This window comes from Providencia sp. PROV073 (assembly GCF_033688125.1).
Lineage (GTDB): Bacteria > Pseudomonadota > Gammaproteobacteria > Enterobacterales > Enterobacteriaceae > Providencia > Providencia hangzhouensis.
The window spans coordinates 1792089-1814651 of record NZ_CP096353.1 but is presented as its reverse complement, the minus strand read 5'-3'; the positions used below and the strand labels follow the sequence as shown (position 1 = coordinate 1814651).

Here is a 22563-nt window from a genome sequence, read left to right as displayed (position 1 = left end):
GAGATCCCCTCATAATTTCCCCAAAGCGTAACCATGTGTGAATAAATTTTGAGCTAGTAGGGTTGCAGCCACGAGTAAGTCTTCCCTTGTTATTGTGTAGCCAGAATGCCGCAAAACTTCCATGCCTAAGCGAACTGTTGAGAGTACGTTTCGATTTCTGACTGTGTTAGCCTGGAAGTGCTTGTCCCAACCTTGTTTCTGAGCATGAACGCCCGCAAGCCAACATGTTAGTTGAAGCATCAGGGCGATTAGCAGCATGATATCAAAACGCTCTGAGCTGCTCGTTCGGCTATGGCGTAGGCCTAGTCCGTAGGCAGGACTTTTCAAGTCTCGGAAGGTTTCTTCAATCTGCATTCGCTTCGAATAGATATTAACAAGTTGTTTGGGTGTTCGAATTTCAACAGGTAAGTTAGTTGCTAGAACCCATGGCTCCTTTGCCGACGCTGAGTAGATTTTAGGTGACGGGTGGTGACAATGAGTCCGTGTCGAGCGCTGATTTTTTCGGCCTTTAGAGCGAGATTTATACAATAGAATTTGGCATGAGATTGGATTGCTTTTAGTCAGCCTCTTATAGCCTAAAGTCTTTGAGTGACTAGATGACATATCATGTAAGTTGCTGATAGGTTTCCAGTTTTCCGCTCCTAGGTCTGCATATTGTACTTTTCCTCTTACTCGACTTAACCAGTACCAACCCAGCTTCTCAACGGATTTATACCATGGCACTTTAAAGCCAGCATCACTGACAATGAGCGGTGTGGTGTTACTCGGTAGAATGCTCGCAAGGTCGGCTAGAAATTGGTCATGAGCTTTCTTTGAACATTGCTCTGAAAGCGGGAACGCTTTCTCATAAAGAGTAACAGAACGACCGTGTAGTGCGACTGAAGCTCGCAATACCATAAGTCGTTTTTGCTCACGAATATCAGACCAGTCAACAAGTACAATGGGCATCGTATTGCCCGAACAGATAAAGCTAGCATGCCAACGGTATACAGCGAGTCGCTCTTTGTGGAGGTGACGATTACCTAACAATCGGTCGATTCGTTTGATGTTATGTTTTGTTCTCGCTTTGGTTGGCAGGTTACGGCCAAGTTCGGTAAGAGTGAGAGTTTTACAGTCAAGTAATGCGTGGCAAGCCAACGTTAAGCTGTTGAGTCGTTTTAAGTGTAATTCGGGGCAGAATTGGTAAAGAGAGTCGTGTAAAATATCGAGTTCGCACATCTTGTTGTCTGATTATTGATTTTTCGCGAAACTATTTGATCATATGACAAGATGTGTATCCACCTTAACTTAATGATTTTTACCAAAATCATTAGGGGATTCATCAGTGCTTGGCGTTTAGCTTTGGGTACCACTTATTTCTATGACGACAACTGGACATTCCGTACCGGTATCGCCTACGACCAAACGCCTGTTCGTGCAGAGTACCGCTCAATTTCTATACCTGACCAAGATCGCTACTGGTTAAGTGCGGGCTCAACTTACGCATTCAATGAAAACACTTCTGTTGATGTGGGTATTGCTTATATGCATGGCAAGAAGGTTAATATCAATGAAATGTTAAAAGAAGGTGACCCAAGCACAACAACTCGCTTCAAATCTGAAGGTTCTGCTTGGTTATACGGCGTAAACTTCAACTATACATTTTAATTAATTGAATTTTTAAGTATCAGGGAGCTCCCTCCCTGATACTATTTTCAACTTCAACTATCTCATCCCACTAATTTTCAAAACTTAACATAAATTTTCTTGACCCTAACCCGCATCATATGTAAATTAAATGTTAAGCACATGGGTTCACCTCATCATTTCTTTATAAAATACACACTATCGCATTTTTAAGATAAATCGCTTTATATTTCATTAGATTACCATTCATTCTCTGAATGTTCTTATTTGCAAGTACAACCTAATAGCATATTTTATACTGATGATATCCACTAATATGTATGGCTTTTTCATCAAACTGTATTAATCACGCTATATTCTATTATTGGCTAAAGCCGAAAGGCATGTAAAAGAGGCAACAATGACTAAAACTTAGGAGGCTTTATGGGAACACTGTTTACTGTCGGTTTTATTGGTGTATTAGGGGTAATAGCCTTAATTGACACCATCTCTCAACGAGGAAAGCGAGACAATGATTAGCTTTTTATTTATCACTCTCTAGTATCATTCGTATACAAGAGAGTGATAAACCTTCCAAAACAATTCAATATACTAATCTATCGAATCAAGTTGGTCTTCAATCGCTGCTGCATTTGGGTTTTCTGTTGCTTTTAACGCACCACCACTTGATAAAAAGTCATTACGTTGGAAATAGGCTTCTCGCATCATTAAGTACGGGTCTGAAGAGTTTTTCAGTAATCCATCTGAATCTAATAACCTTGCTCGAGTTTCAATTCCTTCCAGTGCCCATTTACCCGCTGACATCCAGAATGTGAGATAGCTTAGCATTGGATATAAATCATCAACTAAGTCCCCCCCTTGTTCCCTCGGTGTTGCGCTACCATATCCTGGCAGTACCACATAGGGGCCATAGCCCACATCGTAATAACCCAATGTATTACCAAAGCGTTTAGGTTCTTCTTTAACTAGCTGAGGATTAGCCATTGATGCAACATCAATGAGTCCCCCCATACCAAAGACGGTATTAAGGAAAAAGCGGTTAAAATGTTTGAAACCTTGAGTGACTTCACCCCGCAAAAAGCTATTCAACATACTTGCAGGTTCTTCAAGGTTAACAAAAAAATTGGTTAATCCATTACGGGCAGGCATCGGGACATAATCATTCCAAGCAACAGCGACTGGCCTTAACACATAAGGGTCGAGGACGTTATAGTTGAAATTAAACATTGCTCGGTTGAACCCTTCTAAGGGGTCTGAACGCTCATGTGTTTCTGGATCAATGCTACTTGCACAACCTGCAATTAGCACCCCTGCCAGAAAAACGCCCGTCATGCGAAACTTCATAACATTTCTCCATTCCCTGCACCGTTCCACTACGGTACTTTCCACTGTAATAACTGTTTTGCTTATAGTAAGGCTAAAAAAAGAATTATGTTAATCCTTTTGAGTTATTTAATTACCTTAAGGATTAATTATACGCCATTTAATCATATTCTTATTATAAGAAAATTGAACAATTAGTACAAAGCAGAAATGCTCGCTTCCCTTAATTATGGAAATGATAATCACCCTATTTTAGAGTAAAAAATAGTCAAAAAAACATTTATGGAAGATAAATTAGATTATTTGCCCGTAACAACTTGATTCAATTAGACCTGAACAGTAAAATGCCTTCGCTGTCATAATTATGACTCCAAAAGTCCCCTTAGTTAAATGGATATAACGAGCCCCTCCTAAGGGCTAGTTGCAGGTTCGATTCCTGCAGGGGACACCACAGCAAGCTAAACCCAGCTATTCCCACCTAAACAAAAACCTCATCAAGCTAGTCATGTCTACTACTCATACTCAATCCCCCCTATAAAGCGAAATACAAGCCAAATCGAAACAGCAAGACACAAAAAAAGCATACGAATTAACCGATACCTAAGGTTTGTATCTTCATATGTCAACAACGGCCCTATGTCTTGGCTTTTAAAATACTAAATCGCCAAAAAGAAAAATTTATAACGATGAAATGCCCCCCAGTAATTAGTTGCCCAACGATTAGTAGAAGGCACTTCATAGGCAGACTTCTTAGTTTATTATTAATTATTCTATTGCTAGATTAATATCCTCGTCGCATTTTCCGCTCTATTTGAATATTCTGACCAGCTTTAATACTGTTTAATGTGCTATCAACGTAAGGGTCATCTTTAGGATTTTCTTTACTTAACTCACGCCCAGAAGATGCACAAGCGGAAAGCATTACTGCAAAAACTATTATAAACAGCCTCATGTCATACCTCATATTTACACTTATATTAAGTTTTAGACCTATATAAGTTTGTAAGTTCAGATCAGCAATCAAACAATATCTAAACATTAAGAAAATAAGAAGTACCATAGACACAAACGCTGTGTTCGCATAAGCCTCGGTTGGTAGTAACCCAAACTTAATCATCTTAAATAAAATTATCGCAAAGATTAGTTATAAAGGCAGGTGCTTGGTAGTAAACCAACTCTATTTATTTTATTTGCTCTAAATGTTTTTTTATCGTATCAATACATTGTTCGGAGTTATCTATGATGATGACTTTAGATGCAAATAAAGGATTTTTAGCAAAGAAATCATCAAGTCTCTTATCAAATTGCTTTGCAAAGCGTAGCAGTTCAATCATATTAAAAAGCGTTTCTTTAGGCCCCATTGTTGTAAATTTCGATGAAAGGTATCGTTTTACAATTCTAAAGACACAAATACGATAAGGTATAATTAAGCGAATAATCAGCGTACAATCGTTAAAAAATGGTATTAAACGCCTATCGTAAGCACCTTCAACTATCCATTCCGTTTTAGACGTTATCGCTGAAACTAAGGCGTTAATAATAGGTTGAGGATTTTTGATATATTCCTGCTGAGTTTTATCCCAATAAATCTCATCATAACCATACACGGGCGTGTTAAATTCATCAGATAACTTGGCAGATAACGTCGTCTTCCCTGCTCCAGATGTTCCTATAATACAAACTTTCATATCTTCTCTTCGTGTATCAAATGCTAGCCGCACAAAATAAATTTAAATGATAACAACAATGTCAACTTACAGCAGATTAAATGCAGTAAATATGATTATGATAATTCAGTTTTAGTGAGATAATGCCTTTCCATGCCTGTCTCTGGGAAATCAGGCAAGGACATTTGTTTTACATATCCTAATTTTTCATAAAAGGGTAAGGCTTGAAAACTGAATGTATCTACTAAACTATGAATACACCCTAATTTTATTGCTTCTCGTTCAGCGGTATACATCAATTTACTGCCTAATCCCGTTTTTCTGGCGTCCTCACTTACCCATAAAAAATCGATACAAAGCCAATTTGCCTTTACAGAAGCCAGTAATCCACCAAGCATAACACCAGAGTCATTTTTAAAATAAACGCCTAACTCACTAAAACGTTCTGCATTCAAATATTGGATATTAAAACTACGTAACCCTGCAAGTAGTTCTTCTTTATCTTCAGTGGTGATTTCATGTGCAACAATAATATTCATTCTATATTCTATTGATAGTCGGATAATAAAGCATTATTTCATACATATTTACTTTGATAAGTAAACAATAAAATATCAGAGAATTGAGTTTACAATTTTAAAATACATCGGTTTCTATAATTTGGGTAATTAAAGCAGTTACAGATAATACTAACGATGATTTTATCATTTGTTGAAAACGGTGTTTTTGCAATTCAATTAATTGGTTATCGACAAGATCCTCTGGTTGATTGAATCTCATCATTTCTGGTAAAGGTTCCATACAATGAAGCATTTTAATACTGCCTAAAATTTCATCATCTGTAAAATTTATATTTAAATTTTCTGCTGATAACGATTCATTCAAAGCAAGAAATAATTCTATATCTTCATAGGTTTCACGAGAAATCGCCCCTAATGCAAATAGAAGTTTCAAACGAACCGATAACTCTCCTAATGGCCCATTTCCAGTTAAAAGTGGTTCAACTGCATATTTTACCGCATAATCATCCTTTCTAAAAACTTTTAACATTAATTTATCAATAGCTTGTGAAATTAAAAGAACGACCTCTTGAACAAATAAATTTACTTCCGGCCGTTGATTTAACCGCTCAAGAATCTGATTTTCAATGTTTTGTTTATTTTCCATATTAGCTTCTTTTATCACTTTATAGCTATACTACTTACTATCATACTGTAGATAGCCATAAAGTGACTGAACCTCAATTAATCAATCTATTATCCGTAATATCACTTGTTACTCAATATCAATAACTGGTATTGGGAACAGATTCTATCAACAACCTCGGGATATTGCTCTAACCCACAAAGCTCAACAACCGCTTGATATATACCTTTGTCAGCAATTAACTTTGCCATTTCATTTGCTTGAGGATCAGCTTCACATCTGAAATGCAATGCGGCAGCAATTCCTATGATCAGATTTTCATTTGGTAATTGGTATTCAAATGTGCCTAACAACGGCTTAATTAAGCGATCATTAGAACTTAACTTTCTCATAGGCTGTCGCCCTACTCGACTAACATCATCTTTTAAATATGGGTTTGCAAAGCGACTTAGTATTTTATCTATGTATTGATTATGTATTTGTGAATCAAAGCCATAACGTTGAATTAAAACTTGTCCACTTTCTTGCATAGCCGATTTAACAACAGTATGGATCCTCAAATCCCCAATTGACTCACTAATTGTTTGGTATCCATATAATTGTCCCAAATACGCTGTCATCGCATGGCCTGTATTTAACGTAAATAGTTTGCGTTCAACAAATGCCATTAGGTTATCCGTTAATTCCATTCCATTGATAATAGGAATATCACCAACAAATTGTGTCTGGTCAACAATCCACTCACTAAAGGATTCGACAGTAACGTCAAGCGGGTCATCATTCGCTGCATCCATCGGAGGAACAATACGGTCAACTGCGGAGTCTACAAAGCCAATATGCTGCTCAACCCATTGATGCAACTCTTCAGGCAATTGAGCCAATACATGTTGCTTTAGTTGGCTAGTTCCTCTTACCATATTTTCACATGCAATAATATTGAGCGGCTGGTTATTTCCCAACGATTTTCTATGAATAATGCCTTTAGCTATCGTTGAGGCAATTTTTTCCAGCACCTGTGGCCCGACTGCTGTTGTAAGCATATCTGCTGTTGCAATAAACTCTATCGTTTTAGGGTCATTACTATTAACAGCGTGAATGTGTTGGACTTTCTCAATACGATTTTCCTGACCAACAACATGAACATTATAAGATTGTTGATGTGCTAATTGGTCAATTAATGGCTGATTGACATCAGTAAAAGTTACTTGTGAATTTGCGTCTGCTAATAATTTACCAATAAAACCGCGGCCTATATTTCCTGCACCAAAATGAATGACTTTCATTATTATTCTCCTCATGCTGCACTTTGAGACGCTAAAATTTCGAGTACTTCCTGAACATCTTGGGTTTCACATAAACGCTCAATAACCCCATCTTCATCTAAAGCGGAAGTAATTCGTGTGATAACTTCAATGTGCTCATTATTTTGTGCTGCAATACCAATAACTAAGCGGGCAATTTCATCAGGTTCTTCACCAAATTGTACGCCTTCAGGATATTGGCAAATAACAATGCCAGTTTTTAATACTCGATCTTTTGCTTCTATGGTGCCATGAGGAACAGCAATAGATTCACCTAGATAGGTTGAAGTCAGTTTTTCGCGAGCTAACATCGCCTCAATATAGTCAGGCTCAACATAGCCACCCTCAACTAATTTTTGCCCCGCAAATTGAATGGCTTGCATTTTATTCTGTGCAGATAGGTTTAAATGAATATGCTTTGCACTCAATGTAAATATCGCATCATCATGATCTTCCATTTCATAGGATTCATCATTTGCTGCAATAATCGTTTGTTTAATCAGTCGTCCATCATTTGCTGCTTTAGGATTTTTTTTAGCTATTAAGTTTGTTACAAGATCATTATACGTTTGGCTATCTAGGAAATTAGTCAACGATATATGCATTGCATTTGGTGCAAATGTTTTCGCTCTTTGTGTTAAATCTTTATGCGTTATCACAATATCAACGTTATCCGGCAGGTCGTTAATTGCCATGTTCGTAACAGAAATTCCTAATAAGCCCGCATCACGCACCTTTTTAGCTAATACCCCTGCTCCCATGGCACTAGAACCCATTCCTGCATCACAAGCTACAATAATGTTGCGTACTTCTGCTAAATTAACAGAGGTATTTTGATTGATTTCTACTGCTGCCGATGATTTTGATTGCGATTTCATATTACGCATTTTTTTCGTAGCATTTTCGAGCTCATCATCATCACCTATGCGAGTTTTCTTTAATAAAATCGCGGAAACAATAAAGGAAACTAACGTCGCACTGGTGACTGATAAAATCACACCGACCAATGATGACTTAGGCGTCATCAGCAGAACTGCAAATATTGAACCCGGTGATGCAGGAGAGACTAACCCAGCATGAAAAAGGTTCATAACAAACACTCCTGTCATCCCACCCAGAATAACTGCAAGAATTAACCGAGGGTTCATTAAGACATAGGGGAAATAAATCTCATGTATCCCACCAAAAAAGTGAATAATTGCGGCTCCTGGTGCAGATTGCTTCGCATTTCCTTTACCAAAAAACATGTAAGCAAGTAAAACACCTAAACCCGGTCCAGGGTTGGCTTCAATAAGAAAGAAAATAGATGCGCCAGTTTCAGTCGCTTGTTGAATACCTAAGGGTGAGAAAATACCGTGGTTAATCGCGTTATTTAGAAATAATATCTTGGCTGGCTCAACAAAAATAGATGTGAGTGGAAGTAAATTATTCTCCACCATCACATTCACGCCTGCTGCCAATATTTTGGATAGCCCTGCAACAAGAGGCCCAATAGCTAAATAAGCCAAAATGGCTAATAACATGCCGATAATGCCGGAGGAAAAATTATTCACCAACATTTCAAAACCTGTTTTAACTTTGCCTTCTATCCACAAATCAAAACGTTTTATTGCATATCCGCCTAATGGGCCAGCAATCATTGCCCCCATAAACATTGGCATGTCAGCACCAACAATTACCCCCATTGTTGTTATTGCGCCGACTATTCCGCCCCGCTCTCCACCAACTAAACGGCCACCAGTATAACCGATTAATAGTGGTAATAAATAAGTGATCATAGGGCCAACAAGTTGAGCTAATGTCTCATTAGGCCACCAGCCAGTTGGGATGAATAACGCCGTTATTAATCCCCAAGCGATAAAGGCACCGATATTAGGCATAACCATATTACTGAGGAAACGCCCAAAATTCTGTACCTTTAATTTGATATTTGATGTTACCATGACAGAACCCCGTGGTACGAAAATGATAAAGTTGTAACGTTATCGCCAAATAACGTCTGTGATTTTTTCAACACTTTCACTCTAGCATGAGCTTGATCAGATTCGCACCACGCGGGCCTTTTTGTGACCATCATCACCATCCACCCCCTACTTACCCCATCTTTATATTGACAAAGATCACAAAAAAATCGTGTTACTAAATTACATTGCTCTTTTTTTGCACTAAAAAACCTTTTTTCGTGATTTGAATCACAAAATAAAAATCGCAATTTATCTTAAATTAGTGACAACCATCACGATTTATTTTCTATTTATCTTTTTCTACCCAGTGAACTGCCAACATTTTCTCATCTGCACAGATCATTTCTCAATTTTGTAATAAAATTACTAAACGTATTTTCTATTTCATTATAGCCACTGTCTTTTTGAGATAGTCTTAAATAGAATCAACAGCAACGCATTATTATCAATACATTATTTAGCCTTGCTTCGTCAGGTGTTCACCGATAAATTACCTCTAATTTTCTTAATTAAAATGTGAACATCATGACGTTAACCGTTATTGTTTTTCTTTTGGTTTATATTGCGATGGGCTTTGGTAAGCTACCTGGCTTCAAAGTTGATAGAACTGGCGCTGCGGTTATTGGTGCTTTAGCTATGATGGCTATCGATAGTATTACCCCTCCCCATGCATGGAATGCTATTGATTACCGAACTATTGGTATGTTATTTGGGCTTATGGTCGTTTCTGCTTCTTTCGTTGTTTCTGGTTTTTATAGCTGGACCGCAAACCGGGTAGCCATGCTAAAAGTTTCCCCACCAATATTACTGGCTGTTTTAATTCTTGTCGGCGGCTTTCTTTCTGCATTGCTCACGAATGATGTTGTTGTTGTCGCTATGACACCATTATTAGTATCAATTAGTTTATCTCGCGGTTTAAACCCAATTCCTTTTTTGCTTGGCTTTTGTTTCGCAGCTAATAACGGAGCGGCGGGCTCATTAATTGGTAGCCCACAGAATATGATCGCAGCGCAAGGACTCGATATCTCGTTTGTTGGCTTATTACAGGCGTCTGCAATACCAGCCCTGCTTTCCTTACCATTAACATGGTTGGTACTTGTTTGGTTATATCGTAATCGTTGGTATTTGACTAAAGAAAATGCGCTATCAACTCCCCCTCAAACCACCCAAGAAACATTAAATGTATGGGAAACTGCAAAAGCTGGTGTTATTACTTTCGCAGTTATCATTACCTTTATTGTGACTGATATTCCTAAAGAACTTATAGCATTAACGGCTGCTGGATTTTTATTATTAAATAGATCCATTGCCTCGAGTGATATGCTTAAACTCGTCGATGGCAATCTTTTATTACTCATCATGGGATTATTTGTCGTCAATGCCGCTTTTGCCGCCACAGGTCTTCCTCAGCAATTATTAACTGATTTGCGAAGCTATGGTGTGGATCTCAACAATCCATTAGCCCTATTTTTAGTTACTGGTGTTCTAAGTACTATCGTTGGAAACAACCCTTCAGTCATGTTACTCGTTCCCTTCTTAACACCTGAAGGTAATGCCGATTCGTTAGGCGCAGCTCTCGTTTTGGGTTCTGGTTTTTCAAGCAACTTACTGGTTTTCGGTAGTCTTGCTGGCATTATTGTGGTCGAACAATCAGCGGCATATGGCGTGAAAATTTCTTTTGGTGAGTTTTCTAAATCAGGGGGAGTTGTAGCACTATTGTGCATGTTATTAGCTGCTGCATGGATTTTATTTGCTTTATAGGCTTTTTAGCCAATCTGCTATTACATAAGCAGATTGGCTATAATTATAAATCCTATGGCAGTATTGCAAAAGAACGAACAGGAAAACCACTAGCATTGTTTGGTTTAGCAACAATATTAAAAATTACAGCACCACGCGTGGGGACTTGGTCCAAATTAGCAAGTAATTCAACTTGGTATGTATCTTGTTCTAATACATAATACTCACCAAGTAACGCATTATTTTTTCGAAAATCTTTTGCTGCATCAGTATCAAATGTTTCATGGCCAATCGCTTTTATTCCGCGTTCTTCAAATAAAAATTTAAGTGCATCCATTCCCCAACCCGGTATTTGGTTATTGCCCTCGTCATCTTTATTATCCATCAGCTCTTGTGATGGCCAACGTTTACTCCAGTCAGTACGTAATGCAACAAAACTCCCTGATTCAATTCGGCCATTTTTCGCTTCAAAATTAAGGACATCATCAAGAGAAAATGCAAAATTAGGATCTTCTTTTGCCCTTTCAGACTGGTCAATAACAATCAATGGCAGAACAAGTTCTTTTAATTCAAGCTCATGTAAATAACGTTTCCCTTCAACGAAATGACAGGGAGCATCAATATGGGTGCCATATTGTCCTGGAAATGTAAATTGCTGTGCAAAGAAACCTTCTGGATAGCCAAATAATGTTTTAAACTCAGCAGAGTCAAACATAAAAAAATGCGGTGAGTCTTTATCGAAGCTATGTGTCAAATCAACCCATTTTTTAGATTTTATTACATTAAATGCATCAATTAATTCATTGCTCATATTTTCCCCTGTCAGTTCTATTTTCTAAATAAAATTATCTACAGACTATTTTTATAATACCTTTCCTAACCTATTAAATAACGAAAAAACATCCTGTTGTCTACAAATTCAACACGAATCTTTTTCATATTAAATCAGTAAGATATTTATCTTTTATAGCAAAAAACCACTAATTAATAAAAATTAGTGGTTAATATAATATTAATAATAAAAAAATAGACTAGGATTTTATTTAGGGTATTTGTTCCAGCTGTCAGGTTCAATAAAACCATCATAAATACGCTGAGAACGAATATAATCTGCATACTCTTTAGATTCAAAAGCTTCTTTCAAATCTTTTGCCCACTGAGCATCTAGGTCTTTTTGCATGACAGTCACAATAACGCGATGCTCTAGCGGTGAGTTTTCTACAACTAAACCATCTGCAATACGTTGGCCGGCACTTGCCACATAGTTACCATTCACAACGACAAAATCAACATCATCTAATAATCGCAACCCTTGAGCCGCATCGGTTTCTCGAATATCTAAGTTATATTCATTTGGGGAGATATCATTAACACTAAAACTTAATGTACTCACATCAGGCTTAATTGTAATCCAACCTAACTTTTCCAGGATCCTAGCGCCACGCTCTGCATTAACGGGGTCATTAGATAACGCAACAATCATACCATCTTTCAGGTCATGTATTCAATCCGGTGATTAACCTGTAATATAGGGTAATTTATCGGAGAATATTCATGGCTAAAGTCGATGTAAGGTGCCCATTTTGTCAACAAACGCCCCCAGTGAAAAAACATGGATTAGGTAGCACTGGTCATCAACGTTATCGTTGCCAAGATTGCTGCCGAAGCTTCCAACTCGATTATAAATATCGTGCTTGCCAACCCGGAACTAAAGATAAAATTATCGACCTCACGATGAATAATGCCGGTATTCGTGATACTGCTAGGGCCCTTCATATCAGCATTAATGCGGTTGTTCGTACTTTAAAAAACTCTCGCCTAGACAGGTAACCTCTTTACCTCTTGATAATCTGCACATTGAACTCCTTTGCGAAGTCGATGAACAGTGGTCTTTTGTGACTAATAAGAAGCAACAACGCTGGCTTTGGTATGCGTGGGAGCCCCGCCTAAAACGGATTATTGCTCATACGTTTGGTCGTCGAAACAAAAGGACTCTTCGCCAGTTACTGGCTTTACTGTCTAGGTTTAATGTCGCTTTTTGGTGCACGGATAAGTTCAGTGCTTATGAGATATTGCCCAAGCAGAAACATGTAGCAAGTAAGTTTTATACGCAACGAATAGAAAGAGAGAATTTGAATCTGAGAAACCGCTTGAAGCGCCTTAACCGTAAGACGTTAGGTTACTCGAAGTCACCTGAAATGCATGACAAAATTATCGGGACATTCATTGAACGTGAACACTATCTATTATGATGATCTCTATATTGAATACACGACCGGATTTACCCTACGGGCTGAACCTGCAACCAGCTTGTCGAGGTACGGCTTAACGACTGAGTGTTTACTTAGGTGACGGTTAAATTGGATTACTTGCTTGGGAATGGCTTGAGATGGTGGGTCGTGCAGGATTGAAATCCTTCGGATTTGCCCTACGGGCTGAACCTGCAACCAGCTTGTCGAGGTCTGGCTTAACGACTGAATGTTTACTTAGGTGATTGTTAAATTGGATTATTTGCTTAGGAATGGCTTGAGATGGTGGGTCGTGCAGGATTGAAATCCTTCGGATTTGCCCTACGGGCTGAACCTGCAACCAGCTTGTCGAGGTCTGGCTTAACGACTGAATGTTTACTTAGGTGACGGTTAAATTGGATTACTTGCTTGGGAATGGCTTGAGATGGTGGGTCGTGCAGGATTGAAATCCTTCGGATTTGCCCTACGGGCTGAACCTGCAACCAGCTTGTCGAGGTACGGCTTAACGACTGAGTGTTTACTTAGGTGACGGTTAAATTGGATTACTTGCTTGGGAATGGCTTGAGATGGTGGGTCGTGCAGGATTCGAACCTGCGACCAATTGATTAAAAGTCAACTGCTCTACCGACTGAGCTAACGACCCATCTTGGAAGATCTGATTTTTTACTGCTTAGATGGTGGGTCGTGCAGGATTCGAACCTGCGACCAATTGATTAAAAGTCAACTGCTCTACCGACTGAGCTAACGACCCATCTAAATTGTGTTTTAATGCAAATAACTGATGAAGTGGTGGGCGATAGCGGGCTCGAACCACTGACCCCCTCCTTGTAAGGGAGGTGCTCTACCAACTGAGCTAATCGCCCACTTCATGACTTATACTACATTATAATAAATAATTGGTGGGCGATAGCGGGCTCGAACCACTGACCCCCTCCTTGTAAGGGAGGTGCTCTACCAACTGAGCTAATCGCCCAATTATTTATTTTTCATCGTCAACGGTGGTGGGCGATAGCGGGCTCGAACCACTGACCCCCTCCTTGTAAGGGAGGTGCTCTACCAACTGAGCTAATCGCCCCGTCGTCGATGGAGGTGCATTATAGGGATACTGAGTTCTGAGTCAACGCTTTTTCAATAGATTTTTTTCGTTCGTTGCAAAAATAATCAAGATGTTTCAATATTCACCAGAAAAGCTGCCTTTTTAATCAATTACCTATCATTTTCTCTTTATTCTTTTAAGAAAAAAACAGAAACTATTTTTAAAGCGTATTTATTTATGTCAAATTTGGCGAAACAAACTAATTTCTTGTCTTCTATCCTGATAACTTGATTGAGGAATCATTGTAGGATGATAGAATAGATATACATTTTAGCAATGCTTAGACATTTCACTGCTTAGAACATCAAACTCGCCATCAAGTTAATTGTGCCTGTTTTTAGTCTTCTAAACAGTAAACAGATAAGCGCTTCAAAAACATGTTTTGCAATTAAGGCAATCTCGATGAGTAAAATCAAAACCCGTTTTGCACCAAGCCCAACTGGCTATTTACACGTTGGTGGTGCACGTACCGCTCTGTATTCCTGGTTATTTAGTCGCCACAATCAGGGCGAATTTGTCCTGCGTATTGAAGATACTGACTTAGAACGCTCAACTCAGGAAGCTATCGACGCCATTATGGACGGTATGAACTGGTTGAATTTAAATTGGGATGAAGGCCCTTACTATCAAACTAAACGCTTTGACCGTTATAATGATGTCATTGACCAAATGTTAGATGCGGGTACCGCTTATCGTTGTTATTGTTCGAAAGAGCGCTTAGAAGCGTTACGTGAAGAGCAAATGGCAAATAATGAAAAGCCTCGTTATGATGGCTGCTGCCGTGACCATGCACACAACCATACACCTGATGAGCCGCACGTTGTTCGTTTCCGTAACCCACAAGAAGGTTCCGTTATTTTTGACGACAAAATTCGTGGGCCAATTGAATTTAGTAACCAAGAGCTGGACGATTTAATTATTCGTCGTACTGATGGTTCACCAACTTACAACTTCTGTGTGGTTATTGATGACTGGGATATGGAAATTACCCACGTTATCCGTGGTGAAGACCATATCAACAACACGCCTCGCCAAATCAACATTCTAAAAGCATTAGGGGCACCAGTACCTGTGTATGCTCACGTTTCGATGATCCTAGGTGATGACGGTAAAAAACTATCAAAACGTCATGGTGCGGTTAGTGTTATGCAATATCGTGATGACGGTTATTTGCCGCAAGCGCTTCTTAATTATCTTGTGCGTTTAGGTTGGTCTCATGGCGACCAAGAGATTTTCACTGTTGAAGAAATGAAAGAGTATTTCAGCCTTGACGCTATCAGCAAGTCAGCAAGCGCGTTTAATACTGAAAAACTGCAATGGTTAAACCACCACTATATTAATTCATTACCAGCAGAAGAAGTTGCAACCTATCTTGCATGGCATATTGAACAACAGAATATTGATACCAGCACAGGACCTCAATTAGTTGATCTAATCAAATTACTTGGTGAACGTTGTAAAACATTAAAAGAAATGGCGGAATCTTGCCACTATTTCTACCAAGATTTCGAAGAATTTGACGCTGATGCGGCGAAAAAACACTTGCGACCTGTTGCTCGTCAGCCTTTAGAAGTCGTAAAAGATAAATTAGCTGCGATCACTGATTGGACGGCTGAGAATGTTCATCAAGCCATCGAAGCAACTGCCGCTGAATTAGAAGTGGGTATGGGTAAAGTGGGTATGCCTTTACGTGTTGCTGTGACAGGTGCTGGCCAGTCTCCAGGCCTTGATGTGACCGTTCACGCTATCGGTCAAGCTCGCTCTATCACTCGTATTGAGAAAGCCTTAGCGTTTATCGCTGAACGTGAAGCTTCTGCTCAATAATTTAATATTATTGGCCCTCAATTTATTGGGGGCCAATTCTCTGATTCATCCTCCCTTCTCCACTCAACTGATTGCAAAATGTTCTATATTTCAGCAATTAAACCTAAAACCCGATTATTTTATTGACACTCTAACTTAGCTTGAATATGATGCATCCCGTCCAAAAGATTTTGTTTGGGGCTATAGCTCAGCTGGGAGAGCGCTTGCATGGCATGCAAGAGGTCAGCGGTTCGATCCCGCTTAGCTCCACCATCTAATTCCCTGTTAGGTGGCACAATACAAAACATTTCGATTGGGGCTATAGCTCAGCTGGGAGAGCGCTTGCATGGCATGCAAGAGGTCAGCGGTTCGATCCCGCTTAGCTCCACCAATCACTTAAATACTAAAAGTCACTATTCACCTCTTCCATTTTAAATCAATAATATCTTTTAGATTATGAATTACTGAGCGGTATAACCACCATCAATAGGAATAAATGCACCGGTTATAAAGCTACTTTCTTCTGATAACAAAAAGGCCACCACATTAGCAATTTCTAGCCGAGTAGCCATTCTGCCCATTGGGTGAGTAGAAGCCATCCATTGCTGCGTTTCCTGTGGTAATGCACTAATATTCGGTGTTTCTATATAGCCAGGGCCAACAGCATTGATACGGATACCTTTTTGAGCGTTCTCTAAGGCAGCGGAACGTGTTAATCCCAGTACCGCATGCTTTGCTGCAGTGTAAGGTGCTATACCCGCTATTCCTGTTACCCCATTGCAAGCTGATAAATTTACGATAGCTCCCCCACCACTACGCAAAATCGCAGGAATACTATACTTCATACCGTGAAATGTCCCTGTTATATCGGTTTCAATCACCTCATGCCAAGCCTCTAAAGGATAATCCTCAATATTGACGCCATGAGGTCCAGTGATCCCCGCATTATTCACCAAATAGTGCAAAACACCGTATTGTTGCTCAATTTTTTCGACTGTTGTTTTAAAGTCTTGTGCATTTGCGACATTCATTTTTATGGCATAGACACGTTGTCCTGTTGGGTCTATCTCTCTAGCGGCTTGTTGTAAAGCGACCTCATTGCGCCCCGTAATTACCGTTATCGCGCCAAGTGAATACAGCTTTTGTGCAATAGTAAAACCGACACCTGTCGATGCCCCTGTAACCAATGCAACTCGCTGATTAAACTTCCCCATAGCTCACCTCAATTATGATTAACTTTAGTTAACTATAATTAATTAACCAAAGTTAATCAACTGGTCGTCTTATTATTAAAATCAATATATACTCAATAGATTGAATGTTACGGAGTTTTCATGATGCCAAATTCTCTTGAAGATGCGCTTTCCCTGCTGCAATGTACGCTAGTTGCGCGCAGAGTTAGCTTTACCCCAGAGCAAATAACTTGGGGTCAATATGATGTGCTAGAGATATTGAGATTAAAAGGGGATTTAACACCAAGCCAGTTAAGCCAATCACTTGGGCTCTCTCGCCAAAATTTATCGAAGTTTCTTCGAGTTCTGAAATCTTATGAATTTGTCGAGCAATATCAATCTGAAGAAGATAGACGGGAGCTGATCACCCGTTTAACCGACAAAGGGCATCATTTTTTGCAGCGTGCAGCCACAGGACGTGCTGAAAATGCAGCTAAGGTCAAAGCAGCATTAACGCCCCAAGAACAAAAACTATTTATTACTTTAAGTCAGAAAATTACTCACGCACTAGGCCACGATTAACTCCGTTTTAAAGGCTTTACCAGCCCTTCTAAGCCTTCTATTTTTAGTCCTAGGGTCATCTCCATTAACTGCCCTAAACGTCCAGCAGGGAACTCTCCTTTCTTATAGAACCATAATAAATATTCTTCAGGTAAATCAATTAAGATACAGCCTTTATATTTACCAAATGGCATATACGTATTGGCCATATCAATGAGATCTTGTTTTTCCATTGTTATTTCTCTTTCGTATCAAAGCATAAAAAACGGCGCTCATTTGAACGCCGTTTTTTAATCTAACATGTTTTAGTGGATTACAAAACTAACCCAACAACCGCTGCGGATAAGAAGCTAACTAAGGTTGAACCATACAGTAATTTTAAACCGAAACGAGCCACGGTATTACCTTGTTTCTCATCTAAGCCTTTAATCGCACCTGCAATAATACCGATGGATGAGAAGTTAGCGAAAGAAACTAAGAATACGGATAAGATACCAACAGAACGCTCAGATAATCCACCAGCAATCGCTTGTAAGCCATCCATCGCAACGAATTCATTCGTTACCATTTTCACTGCCATAATTCCGCCAACCTGTAAGGCTTCATCGGCAGGAATGCCGAGCATCCATGCAAATGGATAGAATACGTAACCTAACATGGTTTGGAAGTCGATACCGAATACAGCTGAGAAAATACCGTTAATCATCGCAATGAGGGCAATAAAACCAATCAACATCGCTGAAACGATAATCGCTACTTTAAACCCTGCAAGAATATATTCACCTAACATTTCAAAGAAGCTTTGCCCTTCGTGCAGGTTGCTCATTTGAATATCTTCTTCACCTTCAGGTGGATACGGGTTAATCAGTGATAGTACGACGAAAGTACCAAACATATTTAGAACCAATGCAGCGACCACAAAACGCGGCTCTAACATGGTCATGTATGCCCCAACGATAGACATAGATACCGTTGACATGGCAGTTGCCGCCATGGTGTACATTCTGCGGTCTGACATCCGGTTCAATTGGTCTTTATACGCAATAAAGTTTTCTGACTGACCCAGTAACAATGAACTGACTGCGTTAAAAGACTCTAACTTACCCATACCATTCACTTTCGATAACACGGTACCGATGATACGGATCACGATAGGGAGAATTTTGACGTGCTGTAAGATCCCGATCAACGCAGAAATAAAGATGATTGGGCATAACACTTGTAAGAAGAAGAACGCTAAGTTCCCTTCAATCATGCCACCAAAAATAAATTTAGTCCCTTCTGCTGCATAGCCTAGCAAGTGAGTAAATACCCCAGCCACACCAAGAACAAAAGATTCGCCAATATTCGATTTTAAGAACAAATAAGCTAATGCAATTTGAATAACCAGTAGTTGAACAACATAGCGAGGACGGATCCCTCTACGGTTACTACTGGCTAAAATGGCAAGAGCGGCAATTACTACTAAAGATAAAACGAAATGCAGGATCGAGGTCATATGCGACTCCAACAAATTTAAGAATCAGTCTATGTGCATATTCTATGTAATAGACAACATTTAAATGAGACAGAGGTCACATTAATATGAAAGCTTACTAGGTGTATTTTGCAAAAAGAAGAAGGGGATCACGTTTCAACTATAACAATTCCTAGCATTCGCTTTTTTTGCACAGAAATTTTACTGAGAATTTAAGTTAAGACTTACAACAACCTGCGTATAAAATTGTTGCCTACAGAGATCGTAGGCAACTAAGTCAAATTGAATATAGTTCACTATTAAATATTCAGCAAACGAACCAATTCATTTTCATCAATAACGCGTATGCCAAGTTCATTTGCTTTGGCTAATTTAGAACCAGCGGCCTCACCTGCAATGACTAAATCCGTTTTCTTCGAGACGCTTCCTGAGACTTTTGCACCTAAAGCCACTAACTTGTCTTTGGCTTCATCACGCGTCAATACGCTCATTGACCCTGTTAGCACCACTGTTTTACCTGCAAATGGGCTATCGATTTCTGCACTATTAACGACTTTTACTTCAGGCCAATGAATACTTGCCTTCGTCAGTAAATCTTCAATCACCGCTTGGTTATGAGGTTCACGGAAAAAATTGACCACATGTTTCGCAACTACATGACCAATATCTTGAACGGTTTTTAGTGACTCTTCATCCGCCGCCATCACAGCCTCAAGTGTGGTGTAATGCGCTGCTAAGTTTGCCGCCGTTGCTTCGCCAACCTCACGAATTCCAAGGGCATAAATAAAGCGAGCCAATGTTGTTTGCTTAGACTTATTGAGTGCATCAACCAGATTCTGTGCCGACTTCGGCCCCATTCTATCCAAGCCTGTTAAGATACCCGCACTTAATTGATATAAATCTGCCGGCGTTTTGACATACTCTTTTTCGACTAACTGGTCGATAATTTTATCGCCCATGCCATCCACATCCATTGCTCGGCGTGAGACAAAATGTTTCAGTGCTTCTTTGCGTTGTGCCCCACAAATAAGCCCACCAGTACAGCGTGCCACCGCTTCACCTTCAACTCGTTCGATATCAGAACCGCATACAGGGCAATGGGTCGGGAAGACAATTTCACGGCTATCTGTTGGTCGTTTGTCAACCACAACACTGACGATTTGTGGAATAACATCCCCTGCTCGACGAATAATGACCGTATCACCGATATGCACGCCAAGGCGTTCAATTTCATCTGCATTGTGTAACGTCGCATTACTGACCACCACACCTGCGACTTGCACGGGCTCTAAACGCGCCACAGGCGTGATAGCACCTGTACGCCCAACTTGAAATTCAACATCTTTTAATAATGTGACTTGTTCTTGAGCTGGGAATTTAAACGCTGTCGCCCAGCGAGGTGCCCGAGAAACAAAACCTAACTCTTCTTGAATAGCAATTGAGTTAACTTTAATGACTACCCCATCGATATCAAAGCCAAGATCAGGTCGAACTTGCTCAATTTCATGGTAAAAATCTAATACGGCCTGATGACCAACACGTAATTGAACATAATCACTAACCGGTAAACCCCATGCTTTAAATTGCATCAAACGGTCATAATGTGTGTCCGGTAACGAGCCACCTTCCACAAGCCCAACACCATAACAATAAAAAGTGAGTGGCCTTTTGGCGGTAATACGTGGGTCTAATTGACGTAACGAACCCGCAGCCGCATTACGCGGGTTTGCAAAGACTTTGCCATCCGTTTTACGTGCCTGCTCATTGAGTGCTTCAAAACCTTTTTGGGGCATGAAGACTTCGCCACGGATCTCAACGCGATCAGGAATATTGCTTCCCCTTAAACGCAATGGGATAGCTCGTATGGTTCGTACATTCGCGGTAATATTCTCACCTACGGTCCCATCACCACGAGTCGCCGCTTGTACTAATTCACCATTTTCATACAACAAACTTACCGCTAACCCATCGAGCTTGAGCTCACAACAGAAAGTCAGTTCTTGATGATTTTTCAAACGATCTCTTACCCGCTTATCAAACGCAAGGTAACTTTCTTCATCAAAAACATTATCTAGGGATAACATAGGTATTTCATGGCGTACGGTATCAAACGCAGCCAATGGTGCGGCACCAACACGTTGAGTCGGTGAATCACTTGTGACAAGTTCAGGATGCTGTGCCTCTATCTCTTTTAGACGTTGCATTAACTTGTCATATTCTACGTCTGGAATTTCGGGGGCATCTAATACATGGTATTGATATTCATGATGACGTAACTGTTTTTTTAATTCGTCTATTTCTTGTTTGGTAGTCATGATTCACTCATACAGATAAAAAACCCCCAATTAATGGGGGTTTTGTTCAACGTTTATTTAACTTAATGTGTTTCTAATTCGAGCATGATACACCTCTATTTTTTGAGGTGTCAGCATTTTGCGTTCGTCATCAAGAACAACCCCTCCCGCATCTGATGCGATACGTTGAGCAGCTTGCAACATCAATTTGAAGTTTTGCCCTGCATCACCGTAAGACGGGACCATCATAAACATGGAAACCCCTGGGGTGGTAAAATCAGCCATTGTCTCTGGGTCGAATGAGCCCGGTTTCACCATGTTGGCTAAGCTAAACAAAACAGGTCCCGTACCAGACGGGTTTACATGGCGGTGGAATATTTTCATTTCCCCAAATTGGAAACCGGCTTGTAAAATACTTTGCAGTAATAATTCACCTTGAAGTTCCTGCCCTTGCAAAGCGGCTACGTGAAGTACCAGGACTGTCTCCTTGCTACTTGTTGTAGCAGAATTTTCCTGCGGCTCAGCTTTCTTCTCAATATGCTGCGTCTCTTGTTCATAGGTGCTCGGCTGAGGCTCTTCTCTCAATTTGGTTGAATCAATATGTGGTTCAGCGACAGTTTCAGTGGCTGGCTCAACAATCACTTCCTCACTCATATTAATGGTGAGTTGTTCGGGTACATGAACGGGTTCAGTACGTTGATGCATCGTAGGCTCATTATGAACCGGCGATTTAGCCTCAGGCTCCTTGTTCATAATAATGTCAGGTTCAACCGATGCTTTTGGCTGTATATTAGGCTCAACTGGAGACTCATTTTTTACCGGATATACAGGCTCAGTCGCAGCGGGATGAACAGGCGCCTGCTGAGTCGGTTGATTTTCAGTAAATAATGCAGAATCATCATATTCTGATGAATTCTCCTGCATATCGTTTTTTCTACGTTTTACGGGTCTGTCGCGAAATAACTTTGAGCGCTCTTTACGGCTGGTCCATAAACCATGCAGTAATAAAGCGACAATCGCTATCGCACCTACGACCACTAATATCAGACGCAAATCCTGCATCGCTGCTATCTCTAGTTGATGAATGATAATGCCAACACGGCGGAAACTTCCTTAAGATTATTTCTCAATTGCTCTAAGTGCA

Annotated in this window: 19 protein-coding genes, 8 tRNA genes and 1 pseudogene; 8 read left to right on the top strand and 20 right to left on the bottom strand. The window is 39.9% G+C overall.

Features of this window, described 5'->3' with window-relative positions:
* Positions 1-9: 9 nt before the first annotated feature.
* On the bottom strand, positions 10-1218 hold the full coding sequence (locus tag M1F17_RS08065; protein WP_001339197.1) for an IS4-like element ISVsa5 family transposase: 1209 nt from the start codon (positions 1216-1218) through the stop codon (positions 10-12).
* Between the two features lie 99 nt (positions 1219-1317).
* Here M1F17_RS08065 and M1F17_RS08060 point away from each other — a divergent pair.
* Positions 1318-1647 (top strand): annotated as a pseudogene (locus M1F17_RS08060) (outer membrane protein transport protein); the annotation flags it as partial.
* 570 nt (positions 1648-2217) lie between these two features.
* Here M1F17_RS08060 and mlaA read toward each other — a convergent pair.
* Positions 2218-2970, bottom strand: coding sequence for a phospholipid-binding lipoprotein MlaA (mlaA, locus tag M1F17_RS08055; protein ID WP_004912414.1), 753 nt, complete (start codon positions 2968-2970; stop codon positions 2218-2220).
* A 355-nt stretch (positions 2971-3325) separates the two neighbouring features.
* Between mlaA and M1F17_RS08050 the strand changes: the two genes are divergently transcribed.
* Positions 3326-3400, top strand: a tRNA-Arg gene (locus M1F17_RS08050).
* Between the two features lie 330 nt (positions 3401-3730).
* Here M1F17_RS08050 and M1F17_RS08045 read toward each other — a convergent pair.
* The 6 genes from M1F17_RS08045 to M1F17_RS08020 all read right to left on the bottom strand — a co-directional run bounded on the left by M1F17_RS08045 (position 3731) and on the right by M1F17_RS08020 (position 9006).
* Complete coding sequence (locus M1F17_RS08045; RefSeq protein WP_153673958.1) at positions 3731-3901, bottom strand: hypothetical protein; 171 nt, start codon at positions 3899-3901, stop codon at positions 3731-3733.
* 229 nt (positions 3902-4130) lie between these two features.
* The gene (locus M1F17_RS08040; RefSeq protein WP_094963172.1) at positions 4131-4637 is read right to left on the bottom strand and encodes an AAA family ATPase; all 507 of its coding nucleotides are present in this window, start codon (positions 4635-4637) and stop codon (positions 4131-4133) included.
* 95 nt (positions 4638-4732) lie between these two features.
* Complete coding sequence (locus M1F17_RS08035; protein ID WP_094963173.1) at positions 4733-5155, bottom strand: GNAT family N-acetyltransferase; 423 nt, start codon at positions 5153-5155, stop codon at positions 4733-4735.
* A 97-nt stretch (positions 5156-5252) separates the two neighbouring features.
* The gene (locus M1F17_RS08030; RefSeq protein ID WP_036958979.1) at positions 5253-5783 is read right to left on the bottom strand and encodes an MltR family transcriptional regulator; all 531 of its coding nucleotides are present in this window, start codon (positions 5781-5783) and stop codon (positions 5253-5255) included.
* Positions 5784-5884: 101 nt separating this feature from the next.
* The gene (locus M1F17_RS08025) at positions 5885-7045 is read right to left on the bottom strand and encodes a mannitol-1-phosphate 5-dehydrogenase (protein ID WP_036958981.1); all 1161 of its coding nucleotides are present in this window, start codon (positions 7043-7045) and stop codon (positions 5885-5887) included.
* Positions 7046-7056: 11 nt separating this feature from the next.
* A complete protein-coding gene (locus M1F17_RS08020; protein ID WP_110591941.1) occupies positions 7057-9006 on the bottom strand; it encodes a PTS mannitol transporter subunit IICBA in 1950 nt (649 codons plus the stop codon).
* A gap of 546 nt (positions 9007-9552) precedes the next feature.
* Between M1F17_RS08020 and M1F17_RS08015 the strand changes: the two genes are divergently transcribed.
* The gene (locus tag M1F17_RS08015) at positions 9553-10788 is read left to right on the top strand and encodes an SLC13 family permease (protein WP_110591942.1); all 1236 of its coding nucleotides are present in this window, start codon (positions 9553-9555) and stop codon (positions 10786-10788) included.
* A gap of 52 nt (positions 10789-10840) precedes the next feature.
* Here M1F17_RS08015 and M1F17_RS08010 read toward each other — a convergent pair whose 3' ends face one another.
* Positions 10841-11578 (bottom strand): cyclase family protein, encoded by a 738-nt coding sequence (locus M1F17_RS08010; RefSeq protein WP_004264854.1) that lies wholly within the window; start codon positions 11576-11578, stop codon positions 10841-10843.
* A gap of 228 nt (positions 11579-11806) precedes the next feature.
* On the bottom strand, positions 11807-12250 hold the full coding sequence (locus M1F17_RS08005) for a MetQ/NlpA family ABC transporter substrate-binding protein (protein ID WP_318837351.1): 444 nt from the start codon (positions 12248-12250) through the stop codon (positions 11807-11809).
* Positions 12251-12321: 71 nt separating this feature from the next.
* Here M1F17_RS08005 and M1F17_RS08000 point away from each other — a divergent pair.
* Positions 12322-13019 (top strand): IS1 family transposase gene (locus M1F17_RS08000; RefSeq protein ID WP_104872948.1). Its coding sequence is split into 2 segments (ribosomal slippage): positions 12322-12571 and positions 12571-13019, totalling 699 coding nucleotides; the frame shifts between segments, so codons are not numbered across the junction.
* Between the two features lie 564 nt (positions 13020-13583).
* Here M1F17_RS08000 and M1F17_RS07995 read toward each other — a convergent pair.
* The 5 genes from M1F17_RS07995 to M1F17_RS07975 form a co-directional block, all read right to left on the bottom strand.
* Positions 13584-13659 (bottom strand) — tRNA-Lys (locus M1F17_RS07995).
* A gap of 32 nt (positions 13660-13691) precedes the next feature.
* Positions 13692-13767, bottom strand: a tRNA-Lys gene (locus M1F17_RS07990).
* A gap of 36 nt (positions 13768-13803) precedes the next feature.
* Positions 13804-13879 (bottom strand) — tRNA-Val (locus M1F17_RS07985).
* Positions 13880-13913: 34 nt separating this feature from the next.
* Positions 13914-13989 (bottom strand) — tRNA-Val (locus tag M1F17_RS07980).
* A 26-nt stretch (positions 13990-14015) separates the two neighbouring features.
* A tRNA-Val gene (locus M1F17_RS07975) sits at positions 14016-14091 on the bottom strand.
* A gap of 423 nt (positions 14092-14514) precedes the next feature.
* On the opposite strand from M1F17_RS07975, the gene gltX reads away from it, so the two are divergent.
* The 3 genes from gltX to M1F17_RS07960 all read left to right on the top strand — a co-directional run bounded on the left by gltX (position 14515) and on the right by M1F17_RS07960 (position 16306).
* Positions 14515-15936 (top strand): glutamate--tRNA ligase, encoded by a 1422-nt coding sequence (gltX, locus tag M1F17_RS07970; protein WP_094961729.1) that lies wholly within the window; start codon positions 14515-14517, stop codon positions 15934-15936.
* A gap of 176 nt (positions 15937-16112) precedes the next feature.
* Positions 16113-16188: transfer RNA gene (locus M1F17_RS07965), tRNA-Ala, on the top strand.
* Positions 16189-16230: 42 nt separating this feature from the next.
* Positions 16231-16306: transfer RNA gene (locus tag M1F17_RS07960), tRNA-Ala, on the top strand.
* Positions 16307-16376: 70 nt separating this feature from the next.
* Here M1F17_RS07960 and M1F17_RS07955 read toward each other — a convergent pair.
* Positions 16377-17129, bottom strand: a complete 753-nt coding sequence (locus tag M1F17_RS07955) for an SDR family NAD(P)-dependent oxidoreductase (protein ID WP_004264866.1) — start codon at positions 17127-17129, stop codon at positions 16377-16379.
* Between the two features lie 120 nt (positions 17130-17249).
* On the opposite strand from M1F17_RS07955, the gene M1F17_RS07950 reads away from it, so the two are divergent.
* Entirely contained in the window at positions 17250-17669 is a 420-nt protein-coding gene (locus M1F17_RS07950; RefSeq protein WP_004264867.1) for a MarR family winged helix-turn-helix transcriptional regulator, read from the top strand.
* Here M1F17_RS07950 and M1F17_RS07945 read toward each other — a convergent pair.
* The 4 genes from M1F17_RS07945 to zipA all read right to left on the bottom strand — a co-directional run bounded on the left by M1F17_RS07945 (position 17666) and on the right by zipA (position 22481).
* On the bottom strand, positions 17666-17881 hold the full coding sequence (locus M1F17_RS07945; protein ID WP_196732337.1) for a DUF3820 family protein: 216 nt from the start codon (positions 17879-17881) through the stop codon (positions 17666-17668). The genes M1F17_RS07950 and M1F17_RS07945 overlap by 4 nt on opposite strands.
* 80 nt (positions 17882-17961) lie before the next feature.
* Positions 17962-19146 carry a NupC/NupG family nucleoside CNT transporter gene (locus tag M1F17_RS07940; RefSeq protein ID WP_004264869.1) on the bottom strand — a complete coding sequence of 395 codons (1185 nt, stop codon included), beginning with the start codon at positions 19144-19146 and terminating at the stop codon, positions 17962-17964.
* 278 nt (positions 19147-19424) lie between these two features.
* Positions 19425-21440, bottom strand: coding sequence for an NAD-dependent DNA ligase LigA (gene ligA / locus M1F17_RS07935; protein ID WP_272656757.1), 2016 nt, complete (start codon positions 21438-21440; stop codon positions 19425-19427).
* Between the two features lie 57 nt (positions 21441-21497).
* Positions 21498-22481: a cell division protein ZipA gene (gene zipA, locus M1F17_RS07930; RefSeq protein WP_004264872.1), complete on the bottom strand. Its 984-nt coding sequence runs from the start codon at positions 22479-22481 to the stop codon at positions 21498-21500.
* Positions 22482-22563 lie beyond the last annotated feature (82 nt).